The following is a 22,800-nucleotide window of genomic DNA, read 5'->3' on the forward strand; positions in this document are numbered from 1 at the left end:
CCGAGCTTGGCCGTTGACGGCGGCTCTGGCCCCGGCTTTGCTGGTCCGGCCCACCCGCAAAGGCCACGAGAGCCCCGCCCCGATGCCCGTCCTCGAACGGATCCGCGCTTTCGCCGACACGATGACGGCGTGGCGGCACGACCTGCACGCCCATCCCGAGCTGCTCTACGACGTCGACCGCACCGCCGGCTTCGTCGCCGAGACGCTGCGGTCCTTCGGCTGTGACGAGGTCGTCACCGGCATCGGTCGGACCGGGGTGGTGGGCGTCATCCGCGGCCGGGGATGCAGCTCCAACCGTGCCATCGGCCTGCGCGCCGACATGGACGCCCTGCCGATCCAAGAGGTGCGCGACCTGCCCTACCGCTCCGCCGTGCCGGGCAAGATGCACGCCTGCGGCCACGACGGTCACACGACCATGCTCCTCGGCGCCGCCAAGTACCTCGCCGAGACCCGGGATTTCGACGGGGCGGCCGTGCTGATCTTCCAGCCAGCCGAGGAGGGTGGCGGCGGCGGCGAGGCGATGGTCGACGACGGAATGATGGAGCGGTTCGGGGTCGAGTCGGTCTACGGGATGCACAACATCCCCGGCATGGCGGTCGGCACCTTCGCGATCCGGCCGGGGCCGATCATGGCCTCGACCGATCGCTTCACGATCACGATCGAGGGACGGGGCGGCCACGCGGCCCTGCCGCAGAACGCCGTCGACAGCGTGCTCGTGTCGAGCCACGTGATCATCGCCCTGCAGAGCATCGTGTCGCGCAACCTCGACCCGGTGCAGTCGGCCGTGGTCTCGGTCTGCGCGCTGGAGGCCGGCGAGGCCTTCAATGTCCTGCCGCAGACCGTCACCATGCGCGGCACCATGCGCACGCTGTCCCAGGCCGTGCGCGGCGAGATCAAGGCGCGGATCGAGACCCTGGTGGCCGAGATCGCCGGCGGCTTCGGCGCGCGGGGCGGGGTCGCGTACGGGGCGAGCTACCCGGTGACCGAGAACCATCCCGCCGAGACCGATTTCATGGCCGGCGTCGCCGAGGCGCTGGTGGGTGAGGAGAACGTCGACCGGACGGTGGCGCCGATGATGACCGCCGAGGACTTCTCCTACATGCTCGCCCGCCGTCCCGGCGCCTACATGTTCATCGGCAACGGCGACAGCGCCTCGCTCCACCACCCGCACTACGATTTCAACGACGCGGCCGCGCCGTACGGGGCTTCCCTGTGGGCGCGCCTGATCGAGACCGGGCTGCCGCGCACCGCCTGAGCGCGCCCCCAGCCGCACCGTCATCGCGCGCGCAGCGACCCAGCCCACGCCGTTAGAGGTTGCGCAGCCCTGGGTCGCTTCGCTGCGCTCGCGATGACGGGAGGCGATCAGCCGCCGTAGCGGGCCTTGAGCAGCGCGTAGGTCAGCCGCGCCGTCTGGACCTCGCCGCCCTCTGGCCGGCCGGGCTTGGCGGAGGGGTTCCAGCCGTAGAGGTCGAAATGGCCGTGCGCCTTCGTGTTGGGCGCGAAGCGGCGCAGGAACAGGGCCGCGGTGATCGCTCCCGCGAACGGCCCGCCCGAGACGTTGTTGAGGTCGGCCACCTTGGAATCGAGCAGGCTCGCGTAGGGCGCGTGCAGCGGCATGCGCCAGACCGGGTCGATCGCCACCCGGCCGGCCCGCGCCACCGCCTCGGCCAGCGCGTCGTCCTCCGTGAAGAAGGCCGGCAGGTCCGGCCCGAGGGCCACCCGGGCCGCGCCGGTCAGGGTCGAGAAGTCGAGGATCAGGTCGGGGGAATCCGCGTCCGCGAGGGCGAGCGCGTCGGCCAGGATCAGCCGGCCCTCCGCGTCGGTGTTGCCGATCTCGACGCTGAGCCCGGCCCGGCTCGGCAGCACGTCGCCGGGGCGGAAGGCGTTGCCCGCGACCGCGTTCTCCACCGCGGGGATCAGCAGGCGCAGGCGCAGGTTCAGGCCCGCGCCCATGACCATGTCGGCGGCGGCCAGCGCCGCGGCGGCGCCGCCCATGTCCTTCTTCATCAGCAGCATCGCGGCCGACGGCTTCAGGTCGAGGCCGCCGGTGTCGAAGGCGACGCCCTTGCCGACCAGGGTCACGCGCGGCGCGTCCGCCGGCCCCCAGGTCAGGTCGATCAGCCGCGGGGCCCGGGGCGACGCGGCGCCGACCGCGTGGATCAGCGGGTACCCCTCGGCGAGGGCCCCGCCTTCCGTGACGGCGACGGAGGCGCCGTGGCGCTCGGCCACCGCCCGGGCGGCCGCCTCGATCTCGGCGGGTCCGAGATCGTTGGCCGGCGTGTTGACGAGATCCCGGCCCAGCGCCACCGCGGCGGCGATCCGCTCCACCTCGGCCGCGTCGATGCCGGCGGGCGCCGCGAGCCGGGCCTTCGTGCCGCCGCCGGACCGGTAGCGGCCGAAGCGGTAGCTCCCCATCAGCCAGGCGAGGGCGGCCTCGGCCGGCTCGGGAGCGTTGTCCAGGCGGAAGGTCCCCTCCGGCAGCAGCCCCGGCAGCTTGCCTGCGAGGAGCCTGTCGTAGGCCGCGGCCTCGGGATCGCCGAGGCCGAACAGGACCCGCGCGAGGCCGCCGTCCGGGCCGGGCAGGAGCGCGAGGCTGCCCGCCTTCGGCTTGAAGCCGATGGCCCTGGCGAAGCTCCGCTGGGCGGGCTCCAGGCCGGACTCGACCGCCGCCCAGCCCCCGGTGGTGACCAGCGTCACCGGTACGGCCTGGGTGTCGCCGGGCTGGAGCCCGCGGGTCGTCGCCGGAATCTCGGCCTGGATCATGTGCCTCTCGCGTGCCGCCCGGACCGGCGGCTTAACCGGTGATTAGGGTTAACGCTCTATCACCGGCCGGCCGGGAGCGTGAAGCGCGTGCCATCGCGTCCGGTCCCGATGCCGGCGGAGCGCACCATGATGACGGCCCTGTTCCGGGTCACCCGATCCCAGGCACGCCCCGGACGCCGCGCCGCCCTCGCGGCCGCCGTCGTCGCGCTGGGCCTGGCCGGCTGCAACACCCGCTCGCCCGAGACGACCGGGTCGATCGGCCCCCTCGGCGGGCCGTCCGCGGCCGCCGCGGCGCCCTCGCGGCAGGACATCGACCGGCTGGCCGAGCGCTACAACGCCGACCCCGCCGACGGGCGCACGGCGATGGCCTACGCCCGCGCCCTGCGGGCCACCGACCAGATCGGCCAGGCCTCGGCGGTGCTGCAGCAGGCCGCCCTGCGCAACCCGCGCGACCAGGCCCTGCTCGGTGCCTACGGAAAATCGCTGGTCGAGGCGGGCCGCTTCCGCGAGGCGATCGACGTGCTCTCCAACGCGCACACGCCCGCCAATCCCGACTGGCGCATCCTGTCGGCGCAGGGCTCGGCCTCCGCCCAGCTCGGCGAGCAGGCCCGCGCCCAGGGCTTCTACGAGGCCGCCCTCAAGATCCGCCCGAACGAGCCCTCGCTCCTGTCCAATCTCGGCCTGTCCTACGCGCTGTCGCGCAACCTCGATCAGGCCGAGCAGACCCTGCGCCTCGCCGCCGACCAGCCCGGCGCCGACGCGCGGGTGCGCGCCAACCTCGCCATGGTGCTCGGCCTCAAGGGCCGCTTCGCCGATGCCGAGGCCGTCCTGCGCCGCGACATGAGCGCCGAGGAGGCGGCCACGAACGTCGCGTCCCTGCGCAGGCTCGCGGCCCAGCCGAATCGATCGAAGGCCCTGTCCGTCGCGGGCGTGCCCGGGCAAGGGTAGGGCGCCCGCGCCACGCGACTCCCGCCCTTCTGCGGGCTCGCGGACGTACGCAGCAGCACCGGCAACACCCGTGCGGCTCTCCGCTCCCGCTCGGGAGAGGGGGCCTGTCGCGCTCGGCCGCCACCGTCGATGCCCCTGGAGATGCGCGAGTCGCCCAGGCCTCCGCGGCGCGCGCCCAGTCGCCGCCACGGTCCCCGACAGGAAAACGCACCTGTCATGACGACCCGGTAGCGGCCAGATTCGAAAAGTTCTATATCCCTCCGCGGCTGCGCCGCGCGGCATCACGGGCGTCCAAATCGCCCCCGCGCATCGTCCTGCCCGGGCACTCCCGGGGCGGCGCGCGCCCGTCGGGCGCTACACAGGCCGAACACGGATCTCGTAGCGCAGGTCTTGCCTGCGCGTGTTCGACAACCCGCAGCGAGGATAGAACCAGCCGTGCCCTCACTCGACAGCTTCAAGGCCCGCCAGACGCTCGAAGCCGGCGGCAAGACCTACACCTACTATTCCATTCCCGCGGCCGAGAAGAACGGCCTCGCCTCGGCGGCCGCGCTGCCCTTCTCCATGAAGGTGATCCTGGAGAACCTGCTCCGCTACGAGGACGACCGCTCGGTCAAGAAGGCCGACATCGAGGCCGCCGTCGCCTGGCTCGACCAGAAGGGCAAGGCCGAGGTCGAGATCGCGTTCCGCCCCTCCCGCGTGCTGATGCAGGACTTCACCGGCGTCCCGGCGGTGGTCGACCTCGCGGCCATGCGCGACGCCATGGTGGCGCTCGGCGGCGACCCGCAGAAGATCAACCCGCTGGTGCCGGTGGACCTCGTCATCGACCACTCGGTGATCGTCGACGAGTTCGGCACCCCGAAGGCGCTGGCCGACAACGTTGCCCTCGAATACGAGCGTAACGGCGAGCGCTACACCTTCCTGAAGTGGGGCCAGTCCGCCTTCGACAACTTCTCGGTGGTCCCCCCGGGCACCGGCATCTGCCACCAGGTGAACCTGGAATACCTTGCCCAGACCGTCTGGACGAAGTCGGAGAACGGCGCCGACGTCGCCTATCCCGACTCGCTCGTCGGCACCGATTCGCACACCACCATGGTCAACGGCATGGCGGTGCTGGGCTGGGGCGTCGGCGGCATCGAGGCCGAGGCGGCCATGCTCGGCCAGCCGCTCTCGATGCTGATCCCCGAGGTCGTGGGCTTCAAGCTGTCGGGCAAGCTGCCCGAGGGCACCACCGCCACCGACCTCGTGCTCACCGTCACACAGATGCTGCGCAAGAAGGGCGTGGTCGGCAAATTCGTGGAGTTCTACGGCCCCGGCCTCGACGACATGGCTGTCGCCGACCGGGCCACGATCTCCAACATGGCCCCCGAGTACGGCGCGACCTGCGGCTTCTTCCCGGTCGACCAGAAGACCATCGACTTCCTGAAGGTCACCGGCCGCTCCGACGACCGGATCGCCCTGGTCGAGGCCTACGCCAAGGCGCAGGGCATGTGGCGCGACGCCCAGACCCCCGACCCGGTCTTCACCGACACGCTGCAGCTCGACATGGGCGAGGTCCGGCCCTCGCTCGCCGGCCCGAAGCGCCCGCAGGACCGCGTGCTGCTCGACGGCGCCAAGCCCGGCTTCGCCGCCTCGATGGAGACCGAGTTCAAGAAGGCCGCCGACCTCGCGCGCCGCTACCCGGTCGAGGGCACCAACTTCGACATCGGGCACGGTGACGTAGTGATCGCCGCGATCACGAGCTGCACCAACACGTCGAACCCCTCGGTGATGATCGGCGCGGGCCTGCTCGCCCGCAACGCCGTCGCCAAGGGCCTGCGCTCCAAGCCGTGGGTGAAGACCTCGCTCGCGCCCGGCTCGCAGGTGGTCGGCGAGTACCTGGAGAAGTCCGGCCTGCAGGAGCCGCTCGATGCGCTCGGCTTCAACCTCGTGGGCTTCGGCTGCACGACCTGCATCGGCAATTCCGGCCCGCTGCCGGAGGCGATCTCGAAGGCGATCAACGACAACGACGTCGTCGCCGCGGCGGTGCTCTCGGGCAACCGCAACTTCGAGGGCCGCGTGAACCCCGACGTGCGGGCGAACTACCTCGCCTCGCCGCCGCTCGTGGTGGCCTACGCGCTGGCCGGCTCGCTGCAGATCGACATCACCACGGAGCCGCTGGGCCAGGGCTCGGACGGCAAGCCCGTCTACCTCAAGGACATCTGGCCGTCCTCGGCCGAGGTGCAGCAGTTCATCGAGGAGAACATCACCTCCGCGCTGTTCAAGTCCCGCTACGCGGACGTGTTCGGCGGCGACCAGAACTGGAAGGACGTCGAGGTCACCGAGGCCGAGACCTTCGCTTGGAACCCAGGCTCCACCTACGTGCAGAACCCGCCCTACTTCGTCGGCATGGAGAAGACCCCCAAGCCCGTCGAGGACATCGAGGGTGCGCGCATCCTCGGCCTGTTCCTCGACTCGATCACCACCGACCACATCTCGCCGGCGGGCAACATCCGCGCGGCCTCGCCGGCCGGCGAGTACCTGCAGTCGCACCAGGTGCGCGTGCAGGACTTCAACCAGTACGGCACGCGGCGCGGCAACCACGAGGTGATGATGCGGGGCACCTTCGCCAATATCCGCATCAAGAACCAGATGGTGAAGGACGCCTCCGGCGGCGTGGTCGAGGGCGGGTGGACGCACTTCCAGCCGTCCGGCGAGAAGATGTTCATCTACGATGCGGCGATGAAGTACGCCGAACAGGGCACGCCGCTCGTGATCTTCGCCGGCAAGGAGTACGGCACCGGCTCGTCGCGCGACTGGGCCGCGAAGGGCACGAAGCTGCTCGGCGTCCGCGCCGTGGTGGCTGAGAGCTTCGAGCGCATCCACCGCTCGAACCTCGTCGGGATGGGCGTGGTGCCGCTGGTCTTCCAGGGCGACACGAGCTGGCAGTCGCTGGGCCTGAAGGGTGACGAGACCGTCACCATCAAGGGCCTCGCCGGCGAGCTGAAGCCCCGCCAGACGCTCACCGCGGAGATCAAGTCCGCCGACGGCTCGGTGAAGCAGGTCCCGCTGACCTGCCGCATCGATACGCTCGACGAGCTCGAGTACTTCCGCAACGGCGGCATCCTGCCCTACGTGCTGCGCACGCTCGCGGCGTGAGCCTCCGGAGGGCAGCGTCCCCGCTGCCCGCGCGGTAATCAGGCGGCGCCCACCGAGTGCCGCCTGACTCGTTTTCGGTCGGTGCCGTCGTCCGACGCGCCACCCCGTCATCGCGAGCGCAGCGAAGTGATCCAGGGCAGCGCGACGGAGGAAGTCCTTGCGCCGGCTGGATTGCTTCGCTCCGCTCGCAAAGACGGTGGTGACTGACAACCTCGCTTCTGTCGCCGAGCAGGTCGTTTCGCTTGCGCGCAACCTTGTTTCGCGCACGGGCCGCCCCATAACCCGGCTCCTGAAACCAGGATGGGACCCCGATGAAGCACCTCAGTAAGACACTCGTCGCCGCCGGCCTGACGGCCCTGCTGTCGAGTGCGGCCTTCGCCGCGCAGGTCGAGCGCGTCCGCGGGACCGTCGACAAGGCCGACGGCGGCACGGTCACGATCAAGACCGACGACGGCAAGACCGAGACCGTCGACGTGAGCGGCGCCAAGTTCGCCTGGGTTGTCCCGTCCAGCCTCGACGCGATCAAGGACGGCGTCTTCATCGGCACCGCCACCAAGGGCGAGAACCCGATGACCGCCCTCGAGGTCGTGCTCTTCCCCGAGTCGATGCGCGGCACGGGCGAGGGCCATTACGGCTGGGATTCGATCACCGACCACACCGCGGGCGCCGGCGCCAAGGTGAAGAGCGCGATGACCAACGGCACGGTGAAGGCCGAGTCGTCGAACGCCCCGAAGGTGAAGAGCGCGATGACGAACGGCACCGTGAAGGCCGACAAGGCGGCCTCGGGCGGCGAGCGCACGCTGACGGTGAGCTACGGCAAGGACGGCTCCAAGGAGATCGTGGTGCCGGCCTCGGCGCCGATCGTGGCCTTCGAGCCTGCCGACAAGGCGATCCTGACGCCCGGCTCCAAGGTCTTCGCCGTGGTCGCCAAGGACGGTGCCAAGGCCGACGGCAAGCTCATCGCGGTCGGCAAGGACGGCCTGACGCCGCCCATGTGAGGGCGGCAGCCGCTGCGGGCGCCGGACAGACCGGCGCCCGCAGCGGCGGTCCATACGGCCTCCGGACGGCGCGTTGACGAGGAATCCGCATACAGTCGGCGCCGGACTGGATTAAAATCGACGTCTCAGCGTGTCGCGCGCTGGCACCCTGCACACAAATCGCGCATCGTCCGCCGCCGCGAGGCCCGCCAACGAGGCCGCGGCGGAGGAGTCCATCATGGGTGCTGGAGTGGCAGGCGCGATCGCGCCTGAGGGAACGCCGAGTCTGTTGTCGCGCGAGCGGATCGTCGCCAAGCCGGGCTTCAACCGGTGGCTGGTGCCGCCGGCGGCGCTGGCGATCCATCTCTGCATCGGGATGGCCTACGGCCTGTCGGTGTTCTGGCTGCCGCTGACCCGGGCGCTCTCCGTGGGCAAGCCGGCGCCCGCCGCCTGCCCCGACATGGGCGTGATGACGGCCCTGTTCACCACCACCTGCGACTGGCGGGTCAGCGACCTCGTCACGGTCTTCTCCATCGGCATCGTCGTGCTCGGTCTCTCGGCCGCCCTGTTCGGCGGCTGGCTGGAGCGGGCCGGACCGCGCAAGGCCGGCATCGCGGCGGCCCTCTGCTGGGGCGGCGGCTTCCTGATCGGCGCCTTCGGCGTCTACATCCACCAGCTCTGGCTGGTCTGGCTCGGCATGGGCCTGATCGGCGGCATCGGCCTCGGGCTCGGCTACATCTCGCCGGTCTCGACCCTGATCAAGTGGTTCCCGGACCGGCGCGGCATGGCGACCGGCATGGCGATCATGGGCTTCGGCGGCGGCGCGATGATCGGCTCGCCCCTGGCCGACAGCCTGATCAAGAGCTTCCGGACCGCTGATTCGGCCGGCGTCTGGCAGACCCTCGCGGTGATGGGCGTGGGGTACATCCTGTTCATGCTGGGCGGCGCGTTCGGCTACCGGGTGCCGCCGGCCGGCTGGCGCCCGGACGGCTGGACCAGCCCGACCGCCAAGAACGCCATGATCGCCTCGGGGCACGTCCACCTGCGCGACGCCCACAAGACCGTCCAGTTCTGGATGATCTGGCTCGTCCTGTTCCTCAACGTGTCGGCCGGCATCGGCGTGCTGGCGCTGGCCTCGCCGATGCTCCAGGAGATCTTCGGCGGCGAGCTGATCGGCCTGCCCGGCACCGGCTTCTCGGCCCTCGACGCCGGCCAGAAGGCGCAGGTCGCGGCCATCGCGGCCGGCTTCGTCGGCCTGCTCTCACTCTTCAACATCCTGGGCCGGTTCTTCTGGGCCTCGATGTCGGACCGCATCGGCCGGAAGGTCACCTACGCGATCTTCTTTGCCCTGGGCGGCCTCCTGTACGCGGCGGCACCCTGGGCCGCCGGCATCGGCTCGCAGGCGCTGTTCGTCGCGATCTTCTGCGTGATCCTGTCCATGTACGGCGGCGGCTTCGCGACCGTGCCGGCCTACCTCGCCGACGTGTTCGGCACGCAGTTCGTGGGCGCCATCCACGGGCGCCTGCTCACCGCCTGGTCGATGGCCGGCATCGTCGGGCCCTTCGTCATCACCAAGATCCGCGAGGCGCAGGTCGCCGCGGGCGTGCAGGGGGCCGATCTCTACGGCCGGACCATGTACGTGCTGGCGAGCTTCCTGGCGGTCGGCTTCCTCTGCAACCTGCTCGTCCGGCCCCTGGCGCAACGCTGGTTCATGTCCGATTCCGAGCGGGCCTCCCTGGACGTCCGCGCCGGCGCCACGGCCTCGGGGCCGTCCGGCTCCTTCGGGATCGGCCGTGGCGGCTTCAGCGCGGGGGCCGCGCTGGCCTGGGCGGTGGTCGGCATCCCGATCGTCTGGGGCATCGGCATCACCCTGTCGAAGGCGTTCATCCTGTTCCGCTGAGCGGGCACGCTCGGTTGTGGCGGGCCCGGCGGGCCGCTAGGTTTCCGGCGCCTCGCCGTGCCGGGATGCCTTCGTCGTGATCGACAAGCTGGACTTCCTGCTCGCGCTCGCCCGCGAGCAGCATTTCGGGCACGCCGCCGAAGCCTGCGGCGTGACCCAGCAGACCCTCTCGGCCGGCGTGAAGCAGCTGGAGAACCGGTTCGGCGTGCAGCTCGTGCTGCGCGGCTCCCGCTTCCAGGGCTTCACCCCCGAGGGCGAGCGGGTCCTCGAATGGGCGCGGCGCATCGTGGCCGACGCGCGGGCCATGCACGAGGAGGTCACGGGCCTGCGCCGGGGCCTGACCGGCCATCTCCGCATCGCCGCGATCCCCACGGCGCTGCCGATGATCGTGAACCTCACGACGCCCTACCGCGAGCGGCACCCGGACGTGCGGCTGACGGTCGAATCGGCCACCTCCGCCGACATCTTCTCGCTGATCGAGAACCTGGAGGCGGATGCGGGCCTGACCTACCTCGACAACGAGCCCCTCGGGCGGGTGATCTCCGTCCCGCTCTACCGGGAGCGCTACCGCCTCGTGACGGCGATCGGCGGGCCCTTCGAGGGTCGCACCAGCGTCACCTGGGCCGAGACCAGCCGCCTGCCCCTCTGCCTGCTCACGCCGAACATGCAGAACCGGCGGATCATCGACCAGCAGATCCGCGAGGCGGGTGCGGATCCCGCCGCGACCCTCGAGTCGAACTCGATGATCGTGCTGCTGACCCACGTGCGCACCCTGCGCTGGGCCTCGATCATGCCGGAGATCCTAGTCGACGCCCTGGGCCCCATGGAGGGCGTGCGCACGATCCCGATCACCGCACCCGACCTGGAGCACACGATCGGCCTCGTCGCCCCGCGGCGCGAGCCGTCCACGCCGATGGTGACGGCGCTCGTGGCTATCGCGCGGTCCCTGGCACGGACGCTCGATCCGGATCTGGCCGCGCCGGGCCCTTCCTGAGCGGTCGGCTCCGGGCGCGGGCCGGAACGCGGCGTTCCGCGAGCAAGCCGCGGGTCGCCCGGAGCGCGTACACCGGCAGCGTCAGGACGCGCCAGAGCGCGAGGATTGCCGCGGTGATGAGAATCGCCAGCAGGATCCGCTGCATCGAACCCGCCCTCCAACCGCCGAGCTGGCCGAGAACGCGGGCCGGTGATCGGCCGGCGGGTCGGGCAGCGTCCGGGACGAGCGACGGTTAACGAGTCGTGCTGGCGCCGGGCTGTCGGCCGGTCAGGTCGCGGTTCGGGAGATCCCGGCGACGCCGTGCGCGGGAACGCGCCGGGCAAGGAAAAAGCCGCCCCGTCTCCGGAGCAGCTTCCCGTGGGCGGTCAGGCCGCGAAGCGGCCCGCGGCCTTACTTGATCTTGGTTTCCTTGAAGTCGACGTGCTTGCGCGCGACCGGGTCGTACTTGCGCATCGTCAGCTTCTCGGTCTGCGTGCGGGAGTTCTTCTTGGTGACGTAGAAATAGCCCGTGTCGGCGGTGGAGACGAGCTTGATCTTGACGGTGACGGCCTTGGCCATGGCGCGGCGCTCCTGCAGGGTGCGGCATTCCGCGTGAGCGAAACGCAAATGGCCGGGAGGGCCCGGCCGAATACGGGCGGGTGAATGCCCGATCGGGCCCGGCAGGTCAAGAGCGGACGCGCCGGCGCTCCGTCGCGGCGAGCCAGCCGGCGAAGGCCAGGAACAGGGCGAGCAGCGCCAGCGCGAACCCGTTCGGCGGCACGAGGTCGAGCCCGCCGCCGATCACCGGCGGCCCCAGCATCAACCCGACATTGTAGAGCACCACGAAGGCCGCGTTGGCGCCCGCGAGATCGTTCGGCGGCGTGCGGTCGCCCAGCATCGCGAGGCCGACCGTGTAGAGGGTCCCGGCGATGCCGCCCCAGACGAGGAGCAGCGCGCCGAACGCCGCCGGATGGCCGGCCGCGAGGGGGATCAGGGCCGAGCCCGCCGCCCCCGCGAGGCCCGCGCCGAGGAGCACCGCGCCCCGGTCGAGGCGGTCGGCGAGCCAGCCGAACGGGATCTGGAACAGCACGTTGCCCAGCGCGATCAGGCTGACGAGGCCGGCCGCCCCCTGCGCGTCGTAGCCGAGGCGCAGGCCGTAGAGCGGCAGGATGGCGAAGATGCCGGTCTCCACCGCCCCGTAGGCCAGGGCCGCCGCCAGGGCGCCGGGGGCGAGCCGGACGTAGCCGAGGATGCCGCGGCCGGAGCCCGTCTCGATCGTGGGCGACAGGCCGCGGGCCAGGGCGATGGGCAGGCCGCCGGCCAGCATGAGGGCGGCCCCCGTCGCGTAGGGCGCCAGCCCCTCGGTCCCGACCAGGGCCAGCAGCAGCGGACCGACCGCGAAACCCGCCGCCAGCACGGTGGCGTAGATGCCCATCACCAGGCCGCGCCGCTCCGGCGGGGCGGCGGCGTTGATCCAGTACTCGGAGAGGACGAACAGCGCCCCGAGCGTCGCCGAGAAGACGAAGCGCAGGGGGAACCACAGGGCGATGCCCGGCAGCAGCGGGAACAGCGCGAGGCTGATCGCCCCGACGAGGAGCGCCAGACCGAGCAGCGGGGCGACGCCGACCCGCGCGGCGAGGCGCGGCACGAACGGCACCGTGCAGATGCTGGCGATGCCCGCCTCCGCGGTGTTGAGCCCGATCAGCGTGCTCGACGCGCCGCGCCGCTCCATCTCGATCGAGAGGAGCGGGATCGACAGGCTGAGCCCGATGCCGACGACGGTGACGCAGGTCACGGCCGCCGAGATCGCCGCCACGTCCTCCGAACTGATCCCCCGCCGCCCGTCCTGCAATCCGTCCGGACCGCTCACAAGGCCACCCGCTCGCGCCGCCCGTAGCGCTCGTAATGGAAGGGGATCATCCGGTAGGGCGCGAAATCGACGGCGATCTGCGCCTCCAGCTCGTCGAGGATCGCGCGGGTGATGAAGGGGAGGTCGAGCTTGCGGGCGGCGTCGAGCCGGACCCAGGCGAGTTCGGTGAACTCGGCGTCGGCCTCGACCCGCCCCGGCTCCTCGGCCGCCACCATCCGGCGGTCGACGGTGAAGAAGCGCGTGTCGAAGCGGCGCACGCGCTTCGGCGGGGTGATCGCGCGGGCGACGAGGTGCAGCGCCTCGAGGTCGGGCAGGACGCCGTGCCGGGCGAACCCCTCCCAGCCCGCCGGCACGTCCTCGGGCGCACCGTGCTCGGTCGTGCCGAGGAGCAGACCGGTCTCCTCGTAGGTCTCGCGGATCGCGGCGAGCGCCAGCGCCCGGCCGAGATGGTGCGGCGGCCGGGACACCTGCCGGGTCAGCGCCGCCTCGGCGTAGTCGGGGAGCGCCCCGGCCACCGGCATGTGGCGATCGCCGAGCTCGATCCGGCCGCCCGGGAAGACGAACTTGCCCGGCATGAAGGCGAGGTTCGGGTTGCGCCGGCCCATCAGGACCTTCGGGCCGCCCCGTCCGCGCCGGTCGATCACGATCATGGTCGCGGCGTCGCGCGGCCGCAGGCGCGCCGCGGCGGGCTTCCGCTCAGGAGCTGTGACGATCGGGGGCTCCCGCTGCGGCTCCGGCAAGGCGCGTCTCCTCAAGCCCCGCTGCGGGGCGGCTCCGCGGTAGCGTGGCGAAGCCGTGCATGCCAAGGGCGTATTGCAGCCCGACGACGGCGCCCTTCACGGGCTGGAGCAGGGCCAGCGCGAAGACGAGGGTGAAGACCGGCCACACGCCCATCTCGACCCAGAGCGGCACGTCGTAGGCGCTCTCGGTCTCCAGGATCAGGTAGCCGACGATGTGGGCGACGATGAAGATCACCACGTAGGGCGGCAGGTCGTCGGCCCGGTGGTGGTGCAACTCCAGGCCGCACACGTCGCATTCCGGCCGCACCTTGAGAAAGCGGCCGAAGATCCGGCCCTGGCCGCAATGCGGGCAGCGGCCGACGAAGCCGCGGGCCATCGCGGGGATCAGGCGGGTGCGCTCGGGAATCGCGTCGGCGGCCATGCCCCGGCTCTACACCGCCCGGGTCAGCGGCGCGAGCCGCGGTGGCGCGACCCGGTGTTGCGGATGCCGGCGGGGCGACCGGGCGGCGCGGCCTTGAAGGGCCGCCCGCCGGACTTCTTCCCCGGCCCGGCGGACCGGGCGCCGGAGCGGGTCCGGCCCTCGCTGAGCAGCTCGAAGCGCAGCGCCCCGGCCACCGGCGCGGCCTCCACGAGCCGCACCTCGACCCGATCGCCGAGGCGGAACGTCTCCCCGGTGCGCTCGCCGACCAGGGCGTGGCGGCCCTCCTCGTGGCGGAAATAGTCGGCGCCGAGCTGCGAGACCGGCACGAAGCCGTCCGCGCCGGTCTCGTCGAGCTTGATGAACAGGCCGGCCCGGGTGACGCCGGCGATCTGGCCCGCGAAGGTCGCGCCGACTTGGTCGGCGAGGTGGTGGGCGATGAGCCGGTCGATCGTCTCGCGCTCCGCCGCCATGGCGCGGCGCTCGGCCGCCGAGATCTGCTCGCCGATCTGCGCCAGCTCGCCGAGGGAGATTTCGCTCGCGAGCCCGTCCGAGCCGAGCCGGCAGGCGGTGATCAGCGCGCGGTGCACGATCAGGTCGGCGTAGCGCCGGATCGGCGAGGTGAAATGCGCGTAGCGGCGCAGGTTCAGGCCGAAATGCCCGAGATTCTCCGGGGCGTAGACGGCCTGGGCCTGGCTGCGCAGGATCACCTCGTTGAGGAAGACCCCGTGCTCGGTCTCGGCCGCGGTGGCGAGGATCCGGTTGAACAGGGCGGGGCGCAGCGCCCCCTCCTTCGGCAGCTTGATGCCCACCGAGGCCAGGACCTCGCCGAGTGCCCGCATCTTCTCCAGGGCGGGCTCGTCGTGGACGCGGTAGATCAGCGGCTGGCGCGCGTGCTCCAGGGTCTCGGCGGCGGCGACGTTCGCCTGGATCATGAACTCCTCGATCAGCCGGTGGGCGTCGAGGCGCTCCGGCACGATCACCCGGTCGACCGCGCCCTCGGGGCTCAGGAGGACCTTGCGCTCGGGCAGGTCGAGGGCCAGGGGCCCGCGGCGGTCGCGGGCCGCGCGCAGGGCCGCGTAGGCCGCCCAGAGGGGGCGGAGCGCCGTCTCCAGCAGCGGGCCGGTCGCGTCGTCCGGCCGCCCGTCGATGGCGGCCTGCGCCTGCGCGTAGGCGAGCTTGGCGCGGGAGCGCATCATCACCCGGTGGAAGCCGTGGCGGCGCTTCTCGCCGTCGGCGGCGATGATCATCCGCACCGCCAGCGCCGGCCGGTCCTCGCCCTCGCGGAGCGAGCAGAGGTCGTTCGAGATCCGCTCGGGCAGCATCGGCACGACCCGGTCGGGGAAGTAGACCGAGTTGCCCCGCTCCAGCGCCTCCCGGTCGAGGCTGGAGCCCGGCCGGACATAGGCGGCCACGTCCGCGATGGCGACGGTGAGGATGAAGCCGCCAGGGTTGGCCGGGTCGGGATCGGCCTCGGCCATGACGGCGTCGTCGTGGTCCTTGGCGTCCGGCGGGTCGATGGTCACGAGCGGTCGGTCGCGCCAGTCCTCGCGGCCCTTCAGGGTGGCGGGCTCGGCGGAATCCGCCTCCGCCAGCGTCGCGTCGGCGAAGACGTGCGGGATGTTGTGGAGGTGCAGGGCGATCAGGCTCACCGCCTTCTCGGAACCGAGCGAGCCGAGCCGCTCCCGCACACGCCCCTTCGGCAGGCCGAACCGGGTCTCGCGCTCCAGCGAGACGCTGACGAGGTCGCCGTCGCGGGCCTGCCCCTCCTCGCCGGGCGGGATCAGGATCTCGCGGCCCTGCGCGCGCTTCTCGACGGGCACGATCCGGCCGCCCTGCGCGCCGGCCCGGTAGACACCGATGATCTCGGCCTTGTTCTTCCCGATGACCTTGACGACCCGGCCGGTGTAGCCGCCCTCCGCGTCGCGCTCGACCCGGATCAGGGCGCGGTCGCCGATGCCCGGGGCCGGACGGTTGCCCTTCCGGGGGCCGCGGGGCTGCGTCAGCACGATGGCGGGCGGCTTGCCGGTGCCGGTCCACTCCACCGGGACCGCGAGGAAATCGCCGTGGCGGTCGCGGGAGCGGATGTCGGCCAGCACGACCGGCGGCAGATGGCCCGCCGGGGCGAGGCCGCCGCGGCCGCGGTCGAGGGCGCCGTCCTCCTCGATCTCCTTGAGGACGCGCTTCAGGTCGATCTTGGCGGCCCCCTTGATGCCGAAGGCCTTGGCGATCTCCCGCTTGCCGACGCGCTCCTTCGACTCGGCCACGAAGGCGAGGATCTGCTCACGGGTGGGGAAGGGCTGCGGAGCGGCGGGCTCGGCCGCCGGGGCGGTGGTGCGTCGTGCCAAAAGGGGGGTGCCGGAGAGTTCTGCGATAGACGGGACCCGCGTGCGGGCGCGGGACCGAGGCGTCGGTCCTGTGACGCTAACATGGGTGTCCGGCCCGCGCGCGGCAACGCCGTGCCGGCACTCCTCAACAGGCGCGATCAGCCGGTCGAGGCGCCCTTGCGGATGCGGGCCACAGCCTGATCCACGTCGAGGCCGGGTGCGAGGAGCTCGTCCAGGGTGAAGGGGCAGGCGCGCGGCAGGGTCAGGTTCACCCGTCCCTCCAGCGGCGCGAGTTCCGGGCTCTCCGCCGCCTGGACGGCGAGCGTCCAGGCGCCGTCCATCCGCAGGCTCTCGGGCTCGGGCGGATCGCCCGCGAGGGCGGCGAGCCTGGCGCGGCCGGCCGCGCGGCAGGCGTCGCTCAGGCCCTCGTCCGAGAGGAGGGCGGCCTTGATCAGTTCGGCCAGGGCGTCCCTGACCCGTTCGAGGCTCGCGTTCATGGGCATCCGTTCCGGAGAATTGCGGGAGGTCGCGGGAAGTCGCGGATGCGTGGCAAGCCGGGTGCCAGCGCGCCCCGTCCCGTCGCCGATGGTCTCCCGCGATCCGCCGGGTGTAGAAGGCGCGGATGATCCCGGTCCTGACCCGCCACACCGAGGCCGTGCCGCTCTACGCCGCGGCCTGCGCCGAGCTGCGCCTGCGCGGCTTCGAGGGCGACCTGACGCTCTCGGACGCCGACCGCACGGTCTTCTCCACCGACAACTCGATCTACCAGGTGGCGCCGGGGGCCGTGGCCTTTCCGCGCACCCGCGACGACCTCGTGCGCGTCGCCAAGCTCCTCGCGGATCCGCGCTTCGCCGAGATCGTGATCCGGCCCCGGGGCGGGGCGACCGGCACCAACGGGCAGTCGCTGGGCCACGGCCTCGTGGTCGACACCTCGCGGCACATGAACCGCATCCTGGAGATCGACGTCGCGAACCGCGTCGTCCGGGTCGAGCCGGGGGTGGTGAAGGACCAGCTCAACCGGGAGCTCGCCAAGCACGGCCTGTTCTTCGCGCCGGAACTCTCCACCTCGAACCGCGCCACGATCGGCGGGATGATCTCGACCGATGCCTGCGGGCAGGGCTCGTGCCTCTACGGCAAGACCCGGGACCACGTCCTCGCGCTGACCTGCGTGCTCGCCGACGGCACGGTCTGGACCGCCGAGCCCCTGGACCCGGCCGGGCTCGACGCCGCCAAGGGCCGCGACGACCGCGTCGGCGCCATCCACCGCACCGTCGACGCCGTCGTCACCGAGAACGCCGCGCTCATCGCCGAGCGCTTCCCCAAGCTCAACCGCTGCCTCACCGGCTACGACCTCGCGCATCTGCGCGACGCGGGCGGCCGATTCGACCTCAAGAGCGTGATCTGCGGCTCCGAGGGCACGCTGGCGCTGATCGCCGAGGCGCGGCTGAACGTGCTGCCGATCCCCAAGGCCGCCGTGCTGGTCGCGCTCTCGTACATCGACTTCGACGCGGCGCTGCGCGACGCGCAGGCGCTGCTGCCGTTCGGCGCCGCCTCCGTTGAGACGATCGACTCCACGGTCCTGGCGCTGGCCCGCAAGGACCCGATCTGGGCCGAGGTGCGGGCCTTCTTCCCCGACGATCCGGCCGGGCGGCCGGTGGACGGCATCAACCTCGTGGAGTTCGTCGGCGACGACGCCGCGACCGTGGAGGCGGCCCTCGCGCGGCTCACCGGGACGCTGGAGGCCGAGCGCGGCACCGACACGAAGCGCCTCGGCTTCACCATCGCCCGGGGCGACGCGATCGAGCGGCTCTGGACCATGCGCAAGAAGGCGGTGGGCCTGCTCGGCGCCGCCAAGGGCGACGCGCGCCCGATCCCGTTCGTCGAGGACACGGCGGTCCCGCCGGAGCGGCTCGCCGACTACATCGCGGAGTTCCGCGCGCTCCTCGACGGCAAGGGGCTGCGCTACGGCATGTTCGGCCACGTCGATGCCGGCGTGCTGCACGTGCGGCCGGCCATCGACCTCAAGGACCCGGCGCAGAACGGCCTGATCCGCGAGGTCACGGAGGGGGTGGTCGCGCTCACCGCCAAGTACGGCGGCCTGCTCTGGGGCGAGCACGGCAAGGGCTTCCGGTCGGAATTCGTGCCGGCGACGTTCGGGCCGCTGATGCCCGCGCTGGAGGCGGTCAAGCGCGCCTTCGACCCGGACGACCGGATGAACCCGGGCAAGATCGCCTCCGCCAGGGGCGCGGGCCTGACCCGGATCGACGGCGTCCCGCGCCGGGGCGAGCGGGACCGCGCCATCCCGGCGCCGGTCCGGGCAAATTTCGACGAAGCGCTCCACTGCAACGGCAACGGCGCCTGCTTCAGCTTCGACGCGGACGAGGCCATGTGCCCGTCCTGGAAGGCGACGCGGGAGCGGCGCCACTCGCCCAAGGGCCGCGCCTCGCTGATGCGCGAGTGGCTGCGCCGCGCCGCGGAGGCCGGGGTCGACCCGGCCGCCGAGCTGGCGCGGCAGCGCGCCGGGTGGCTCTCCGACGTGGCGGCGACCCTGCGGAGCCGCCTCCGCGGCCGGTCCGGGGCCGACGACTTCTCCCACGCCGTCAAGGAGGCGATGGACGGCTGCCTCGCCTGCAAGTCCTGCACGGGGTCCTGCCCGATCAAGGTCGACGTGCCGACCTTCCGGGCGAAGTTCCTGGCGCTCTACCACACGCGCTACGCGCGGCCGCTGAAGGACCATCTCGTGGCGGCGCTGGAGCCGCTGCTGCCGCTGGCGGCGCGGGCGCCGCGCCTCTTCAACGCGGTCCTGGCCAACCCGCTGGCCCGGCTGATCCTGGCCCGGGCCGGGCTGGTGGCGATCCCGGCCCTGTCGCCCGTCGCGCTCGCGGCGCAACTGGCGGAACGCGGCGTCGCCGTCGCGACCCCGGACGCCCTGGCCCGGCTGGACCCGCAGGAGCGCGCGCGGTCCGTGCTGGTGGTGCAGGACGCCTTCACCAGCCACTTCGACGCGGAAGTCGTGGCCGACAGCTGCGACCTCCTCGCCGCCCTCGGCTTCCGGCCCTGGCTGGTGCCCTACCGGCCGAACGGCAAGCCACTGCACGTGCACGGCTTCCTGGCGCGGTTCGCCGCCGTCGCCCGCTCGAACGCCGCGATGCTGCGCGACCTCGCCGGGCACGGCGTGCCCCTGGTCGGGATCGACCCGTCGATGACGCTGACCTACCGGTCCGAGTACGCGCAGTCGCTGGGCGGCGATCTCCCGAAGGTCCACCTCCTGCAGGAATGGCTCGCCGCCCGGCTCGACCGGATCGCGCCGGGGCAGGGCGGGCGCACGATGCGGCTGCTGCCCCACTGCACCGAGCGCACCAACGCGCCGGGCGCGGTGCGGGACTGGCAGGCCGTGTTCGCCCATCTCGGCCTGCGGCTCGAGGTGCCGGCCGCCGGCTGCTGCGGCATGGCGGGGACCTACGGTCACGAGGCGCGCCACCGCGCCACCTCCGAGGCGATCTACGGCCTGAGCTGGGCCCGCCACGTCGCCGAGGCGCCCGGCTGCACCCTGCTGGCGGACGGCTATTCCTGCCGCTCGCAGGCCAAGCTGGTCGACGGCGTGCGGCTGCGGCACCCGGCCCAGGCGCTGCTGGAGCATGTCCGCGCGGCCGACGCGGGCGCGGCGCCCTTCCATCCCGAGCGCGCCGCGGCGGTGGCGCCGTGAGCCCCGCCGTGAGCCCCGCCATGACCGTCGCCGTCGTGGGGGCCGGCGCGGTCGGCTGCTACTACGGGTTCCTCCTGGCGCGGGCCGGCCACGCGGTGACGCTGATCGGCCGTCCCGCCCTGGTCGAGGCGGTCGAGAAGGACGGTCTCGTGCTGGAGAGCGCGGCCGGGACGGCCTCCGTGCCCGTCCGGGCGACCGATACGGGGGCGGGCGTGTCGGGCGCCGACCTCGTGCTGGTCTGCGTGAAGTCGGGCGACACCGAGGCGGCGGGCGCGATGATCGCGCCCCACCTCGATCCGGCCGCCACGGTCCTCAGCCTCCAGAACGGCGTCGACAACGCCGAGCGGCTCGCCGCCGTGCTGGGCCGGCCGGTCGTGCCGGTGGCGGTCTACGTCGCCACCGCGATGGCCGGTCCCGGCCACGTCCGGCACAACGGGCGCGGCGACCTGATCCTCGGCGCGTCCGAGACGAGCGGGCGCGTCGCCGCCGCGTTCGCGGCGGCCGGCATCCCGACCACCGTCTCGGCGAAGGCCGTCGACGCGCTCTGGGCGAAGCTGATCATCAACTGCGCCTACAACGCCCTGTCGGCCCTGACGCAGCTGCCCTACGGCCGCCTGGTGGAGGGCGAGGGCGTGGCCGCGGTCATCGCGGACGTCGTCCAGGAATGCGCGCGCGTCGCGGAGGCCGAGGGCGTGTCCGTGTCGCCCGGCATCCTCGACGACGTGATGGCGCTCAGCGCCGCCATGGCCGGACAGCGCTCGTCCACCGCCCAGGACCTGGCCCGCGGCCGGCCGAGCGAGATCGACCACCTCAACGGCACCATCGTGCGCCGGGGCGCGGCGCACGGGATCCCGACGCCGGCGAACCGGCTGCTGCACGCGCTGGTCAAGCTCGCCGAGCGGCGGGACTGAGATCGGCCCCGCACCGGCCGGAGGCCGGCGGCCCGGCTCGCGACGGGCCGTCAGGCCCGAGCGGCGGCGTTGGCCTTGCGGGTCGCGGCGGCCTTCCGGGCGGAGGCGGAGCGCTCCGCGGCCGTCCGCCCGGCCGAGGCCTTGCCGCCGGACGCGCCGCCCTTGTGGGCGGCCGGGTGACCGGTGGCCTTGCCGCGGCCCGATCCGCCCGGCTTCTTGCCGCCGCCGTCGTCCTTGTTGACGGTGGCCCAGGCCCGGGCCTCCGCCTCCTTCTCCGGCACGCCGCGGGACTCGTACGACTCGGCGATGTGCTCGGCCTTGCGCTTCTGCTTGTCGGTGTATTTCGACTTGTCGCCCTGGGACATGGGCCGTCTCCCGAAGCTCAGCCCACCCCGGTCGGACCGTCGAGGATCGCGCGCACGCGGCGGACCAGCTCCGTGCGCCGGTAGGGCTTGTTCAGGAGATCAAACTCCGAGCCGCCGATATCGGTTCGCTCCAGGCTCGCCTCCGCGTAGCCCGTGGCGAGCAGCACCTTGAGCTTGGGCTGGCGGCGCCGGGCCTCGCGGGCCAGGAGCACACCGTTCATGCCTCCCGGCATGATCAGGTCGGTGAAGAGCAGATCGACCTTCCCGCTCGAGTCCAGGATCTCCAGCGCCTCGCGGGCATTGCTCGCGACCAGCGTCGTGTAGCCGAAGTCCCGCAGGATCGTGCGGGCGAGCTCGGCCACGTCCTCGCGGTCGTCGACGATCAGGATCGTCTCGGTGCCCTGGCGGTCCACGGCCCGCAGCGAGACCTTCGCGGGGGCGTTGACGTCGCCGTCGGTCGCGGGGAACGACAGGCGCACCGTCGTGCCGGACCCCACCGCCGACTCGATCTGCGCGGCGCCGCCCGACTGCTTGGCGAAGCCGTAGACCATCGACAGGCCGAGACCCGTCCCCTTGCCCTCCTCCTTGGTGGTGAAGAACGGGTCCATCACCCGGGCGAGCACGGCGGGCGGGATGCCGGTGCCGCTGTCCCTGATGGCGATGCTGACGTAGCGGCCGTCGCGCAGCGGCCCGATCTCCCGGCCGCGCGCGGCGATCTCGCTGTTCTCGGTGGAGATCCGGACGGTGCCGCCCTCCGGCATCGCGTCGCGGGCGTTGATCAGCACGTTCAGGATCGCGACCTCGGCCTGGGTCGGGTCGACGCGGCAGTTCCAGAGATCGGGCGCGAGGTCGAGTTCGACCTTCACGGCCTCGCCCACCGAGCGGGCGACCATCTCGCCCATCCCCTCGATCAGGGTGTTGAGATTGACCGCGCGGCCGTCCAGCCGCTGCTTGCGGGCGAAGGCCAGCAATTGCTGCGTCAGCGTCGTGGCGCGCTCGGCCGCCTGCCGGATGTTCTCGGTGGCGCGGCCGAGCCGCGCGCGGTCGGCGTCGGGCTTCTCCAGGCCGGCCGCCAGGATGTCGACGTAGCCGACGATCACCTGCAGCAGGTTGTTGAAATCGTGCGCGATGCCGCCGGTGAGCTGGCCGAGCGCCTCCATCTTCTGGGCCTGGCCCAGCGCCTCCTCGGCGTCGCGGCGGCGCGAGACGTCGAGCTGCGAGCCGAAGTAGTACACGAGCTCGCCGTCGGCATTGTAGACCGGCGAGACGAACAGGGCGTTCCAGAAGGTCGAGCCGTTCTTGCGGTAGTTCAGGATCTCGGTGGCGAACTCGCGCTTCTCGGCGATCGCCGCGCGGACCTGCGCGACGCTCTCGCGGTCGGTGTCGGGACCCTGGAGGAAGCGGCAGTTGCGCCCGATCAGCTCTTCCGGCGTGTAGCCGGTCATCGCCAGGAACGCCCGGTTGGCGAAGATGATCGGGTTGTCGGGTTGGCGCGGATCGGTGACGATCATCGGCATCCGCGTCGTCTCGACGGCCGCGAAGAAGATGTCGCTCTTGCGATCGGTGATGTCGCTCGGGGCGCCGTCCCGGATCGGGGGACTCGGCCCGGAGGGCGGTGTTTCTGGCGTCTCAGACATGCGAGGCGGTCGTCACCTTCCTGGCCGGGAAAGACCTCTGCGCCCGGTCAATCACGCGAGGCGTGCGCGAGACTAGCGGCCGGACGGCCGAAGTCGACCTTGTATCCCCAGCGGCGGTGTCGCGCGAAGG

The 22,800-nt window shown here is 72.4% G+C and carries 17 protein-coding genes; 8 read left to right on the forward strand and 9 right to left on the reverse strand.

What is annotated here, in order from left to right:
* Positions 1-82: 82 nt before the first annotated feature.
* Positions 83-1,255: a M20 aminoacylase family protein gene (locus tag BMY19_RS08450; RefSeq protein ID WP_100251429.1), complete on the forward strand. Its 1,173-nt coding sequence runs from the start codon at positions 83-85 to the stop codon at positions 1,253-1,255.
* A gap of 107 nt (positions 1,256-1,362) precedes the next feature.
* Here the strand turns inward: BMY19_RS08450 and BMY19_RS08455 are convergent, their stop codons facing one another.
* On the reverse strand, positions 1,363-2,763 hold the full coding sequence (locus BMY19_RS08455) for a leucyl aminopeptidase family protein (protein WP_100251430.1): 1,401 nt from the start codon (positions 2,761-2,763) through the stop codon (positions 1,363-1,365).
* A gap of 126 nt (positions 2,764-2,889) precedes the next feature.
* Here BMY19_RS08455 and BMY19_RS08460 point away from each other — a divergent pair, with 126 nt between their 5' ends.
* The 5 genes from BMY19_RS08460 to BMY19_RS08480 all read left to right on the forward strand — a co-directional run bounded on the left by BMY19_RS08460 (position 2,890) and on the right by BMY19_RS08480 (position 10,717).
* The gene (locus BMY19_RS08460) at positions 2,890-3,711 is read left to right on the forward strand and encodes a tetratricopeptide repeat protein (RefSeq protein ID WP_091679773.1); all 822 of its coding nucleotides are present in this window, start codon (positions 2,890-2,892) and stop codon (positions 3,709-3,711) included.
* Between the two features lie 435 nt (positions 3,712-4,146).
* A complete protein-coding gene (gene acnA, locus BMY19_RS08465) occupies positions 4,147-6,846 on the forward strand; it encodes an aconitate hydratase AcnA (RefSeq protein ID WP_100251431.1) in 2,700 nt (899 codons plus the stop codon).
* 311 nt (positions 6,847-7,157) lie between these two features.
* The gene (locus BMY19_RS08470; protein ID WP_100251432.1) at positions 7,158-7,844 is read left to right on the forward strand and encodes a metal ABC transporter permease; all 687 of its coding nucleotides are present in this window, start codon (positions 7,158-7,160) and stop codon (positions 7,842-7,844) included.
* A 217-nt stretch (positions 7,845-8,061) separates the two neighbouring features.
* On the forward strand, positions 8,062-9,723 hold the full coding sequence (locus BMY19_RS08475; protein WP_051123735.1) for an OFA family MFS transporter: 1,662 nt from the start codon (positions 8,062-8,064) through the stop codon (positions 9,721-9,723).
* 76 nt (positions 9,724-9,799) lie between these two features.
* On the forward strand, positions 9,800-10,717 hold the full coding sequence (locus tag BMY19_RS08480) for a LysR family transcriptional regulator (RefSeq protein ID WP_020092569.1): 918 nt from the start codon (positions 9,800-9,802) through the stop codon (positions 10,715-10,717).
* A 390-nt stretch (positions 10,718-11,107) separates the two neighbouring features.
* Here the strand turns inward: BMY19_RS08480 and rpmG are convergent, their stop codons facing one another.
* The 6 genes from rpmG to BMY19_RS08510 form a co-directional block, all read right to left on the reverse strand.
* Positions 11,108-11,275 carry a 50S ribosomal protein L33 gene (rpmG, locus tag BMY19_RS08485; protein WP_020092568.1) on the reverse strand — a complete coding sequence of 56 codons (168 nt, stop codon included), beginning with the start codon at positions 11,273-11,275 and terminating at the stop codon, positions 11,108-11,110.
* 106 nt (positions 11,276-11,381) lie between these two features.
* A complete protein-coding gene (locus tag BMY19_RS08490) occupies positions 11,382-12,566 on the reverse strand; it encodes an MFS transporter (RefSeq protein ID WP_244534863.1) in 1,185 nt (394 codons plus the stop codon).
* Positions 12,563-13,306 carry an NUDIX hydrolase gene (locus tag BMY19_RS08495; RefSeq protein WP_100251433.1) on the reverse strand — a complete coding sequence of 248 codons (744 nt, stop codon included), beginning with the start codon at positions 13,304-13,306 and terminating at the stop codon, positions 12,563-12,565. Before BMY19_RS08495 ends, BMY19_RS08490 begins: the two co-directional genes overlap by 4 nt.
* Positions 13,263-13,727: a DUF983 domain-containing protein gene (locus BMY19_RS08500; protein WP_042674345.1), complete on the reverse strand. Its 465-nt coding sequence runs from the start codon at positions 13,725-13,727 to the stop codon at positions 13,263-13,265. Before BMY19_RS08500 ends, BMY19_RS08495 begins: the two co-directional genes overlap by 44 nt.
* 23 nt (positions 13,728-13,750) lie before the next feature.
* Positions 13,751-16,072, reverse strand: a complete 2,322-nt coding sequence (gene rnr / locus BMY19_RS08505; protein WP_100251434.1) for a ribonuclease R — start codon at positions 16,070-16,072, stop codon at positions 13,751-13,753.
* Positions 16,073-16,209: 137 nt separating this feature from the next.
* On the reverse strand, positions 16,210-16,548 hold the full coding sequence (locus BMY19_RS08510; protein ID WP_100251435.1) for a hypothetical protein: 339 nt from the start codon (positions 16,546-16,548) through the stop codon (positions 16,210-16,212).
* A gap of 125 nt (positions 16,549-16,673) precedes the next feature.
* Between BMY19_RS08510 and BMY19_RS08515 the strand changes: the two genes are divergently transcribed.
* Positions 16,674-19,757: a D-2-hydroxyglutarate dehydrogenase YdiJ gene (locus BMY19_RS08515; protein ID WP_100251436.1), complete on the forward strand. Its 3,084-nt coding sequence runs from the start codon at positions 16,674-16,676 to the stop codon at positions 19,755-19,757.
* Positions 19,758-19,777: 20 nt separating this feature from the next.
* Entirely contained in the window at positions 19,778-20,668 is an 891-nt protein-coding gene (locus tag BMY19_RS08520; protein ID WP_100251437.1) for a ketopantoate reductase family protein, read from the forward strand.
* A gap of 50 nt (positions 20,669-20,718) precedes the next feature.
* Here the strand turns inward: BMY19_RS08520 and BMY19_RS08525 are convergent, their stop codons facing one another.
* Together BMY19_RS08525 and BMY19_RS08530 are read right to left on the reverse strand one after the other, a co-directional pair.
* Positions 20,719-21,033: a hypothetical protein gene (locus tag BMY19_RS08525; RefSeq protein ID WP_012320505.1), complete on the reverse strand. Its 315-nt coding sequence runs from the start codon at positions 21,031-21,033 to the stop codon at positions 20,719-20,721.
* 17 nt (positions 21,034-21,050) lie between these two features.
* Positions 21,051-22,670, reverse strand: a complete 1,620-nt coding sequence (locus BMY19_RS08530; RefSeq protein WP_020092559.1) for a hybrid sensor histidine kinase/response regulator — start codon at positions 22,668-22,670, stop codon at positions 21,051-21,053.
* Between the last annotated feature and the right edge of the window lie 130 nt (positions 22,671-22,800).

The organism is Methylobacterium sp. UNC300MFChir4.1, assembly GCF_900110155.1.
GTDB lineage: Bacteria > Pseudomonadota > Alphaproteobacteria > Rhizobiales > Beijerinckiaceae > Methylobacterium.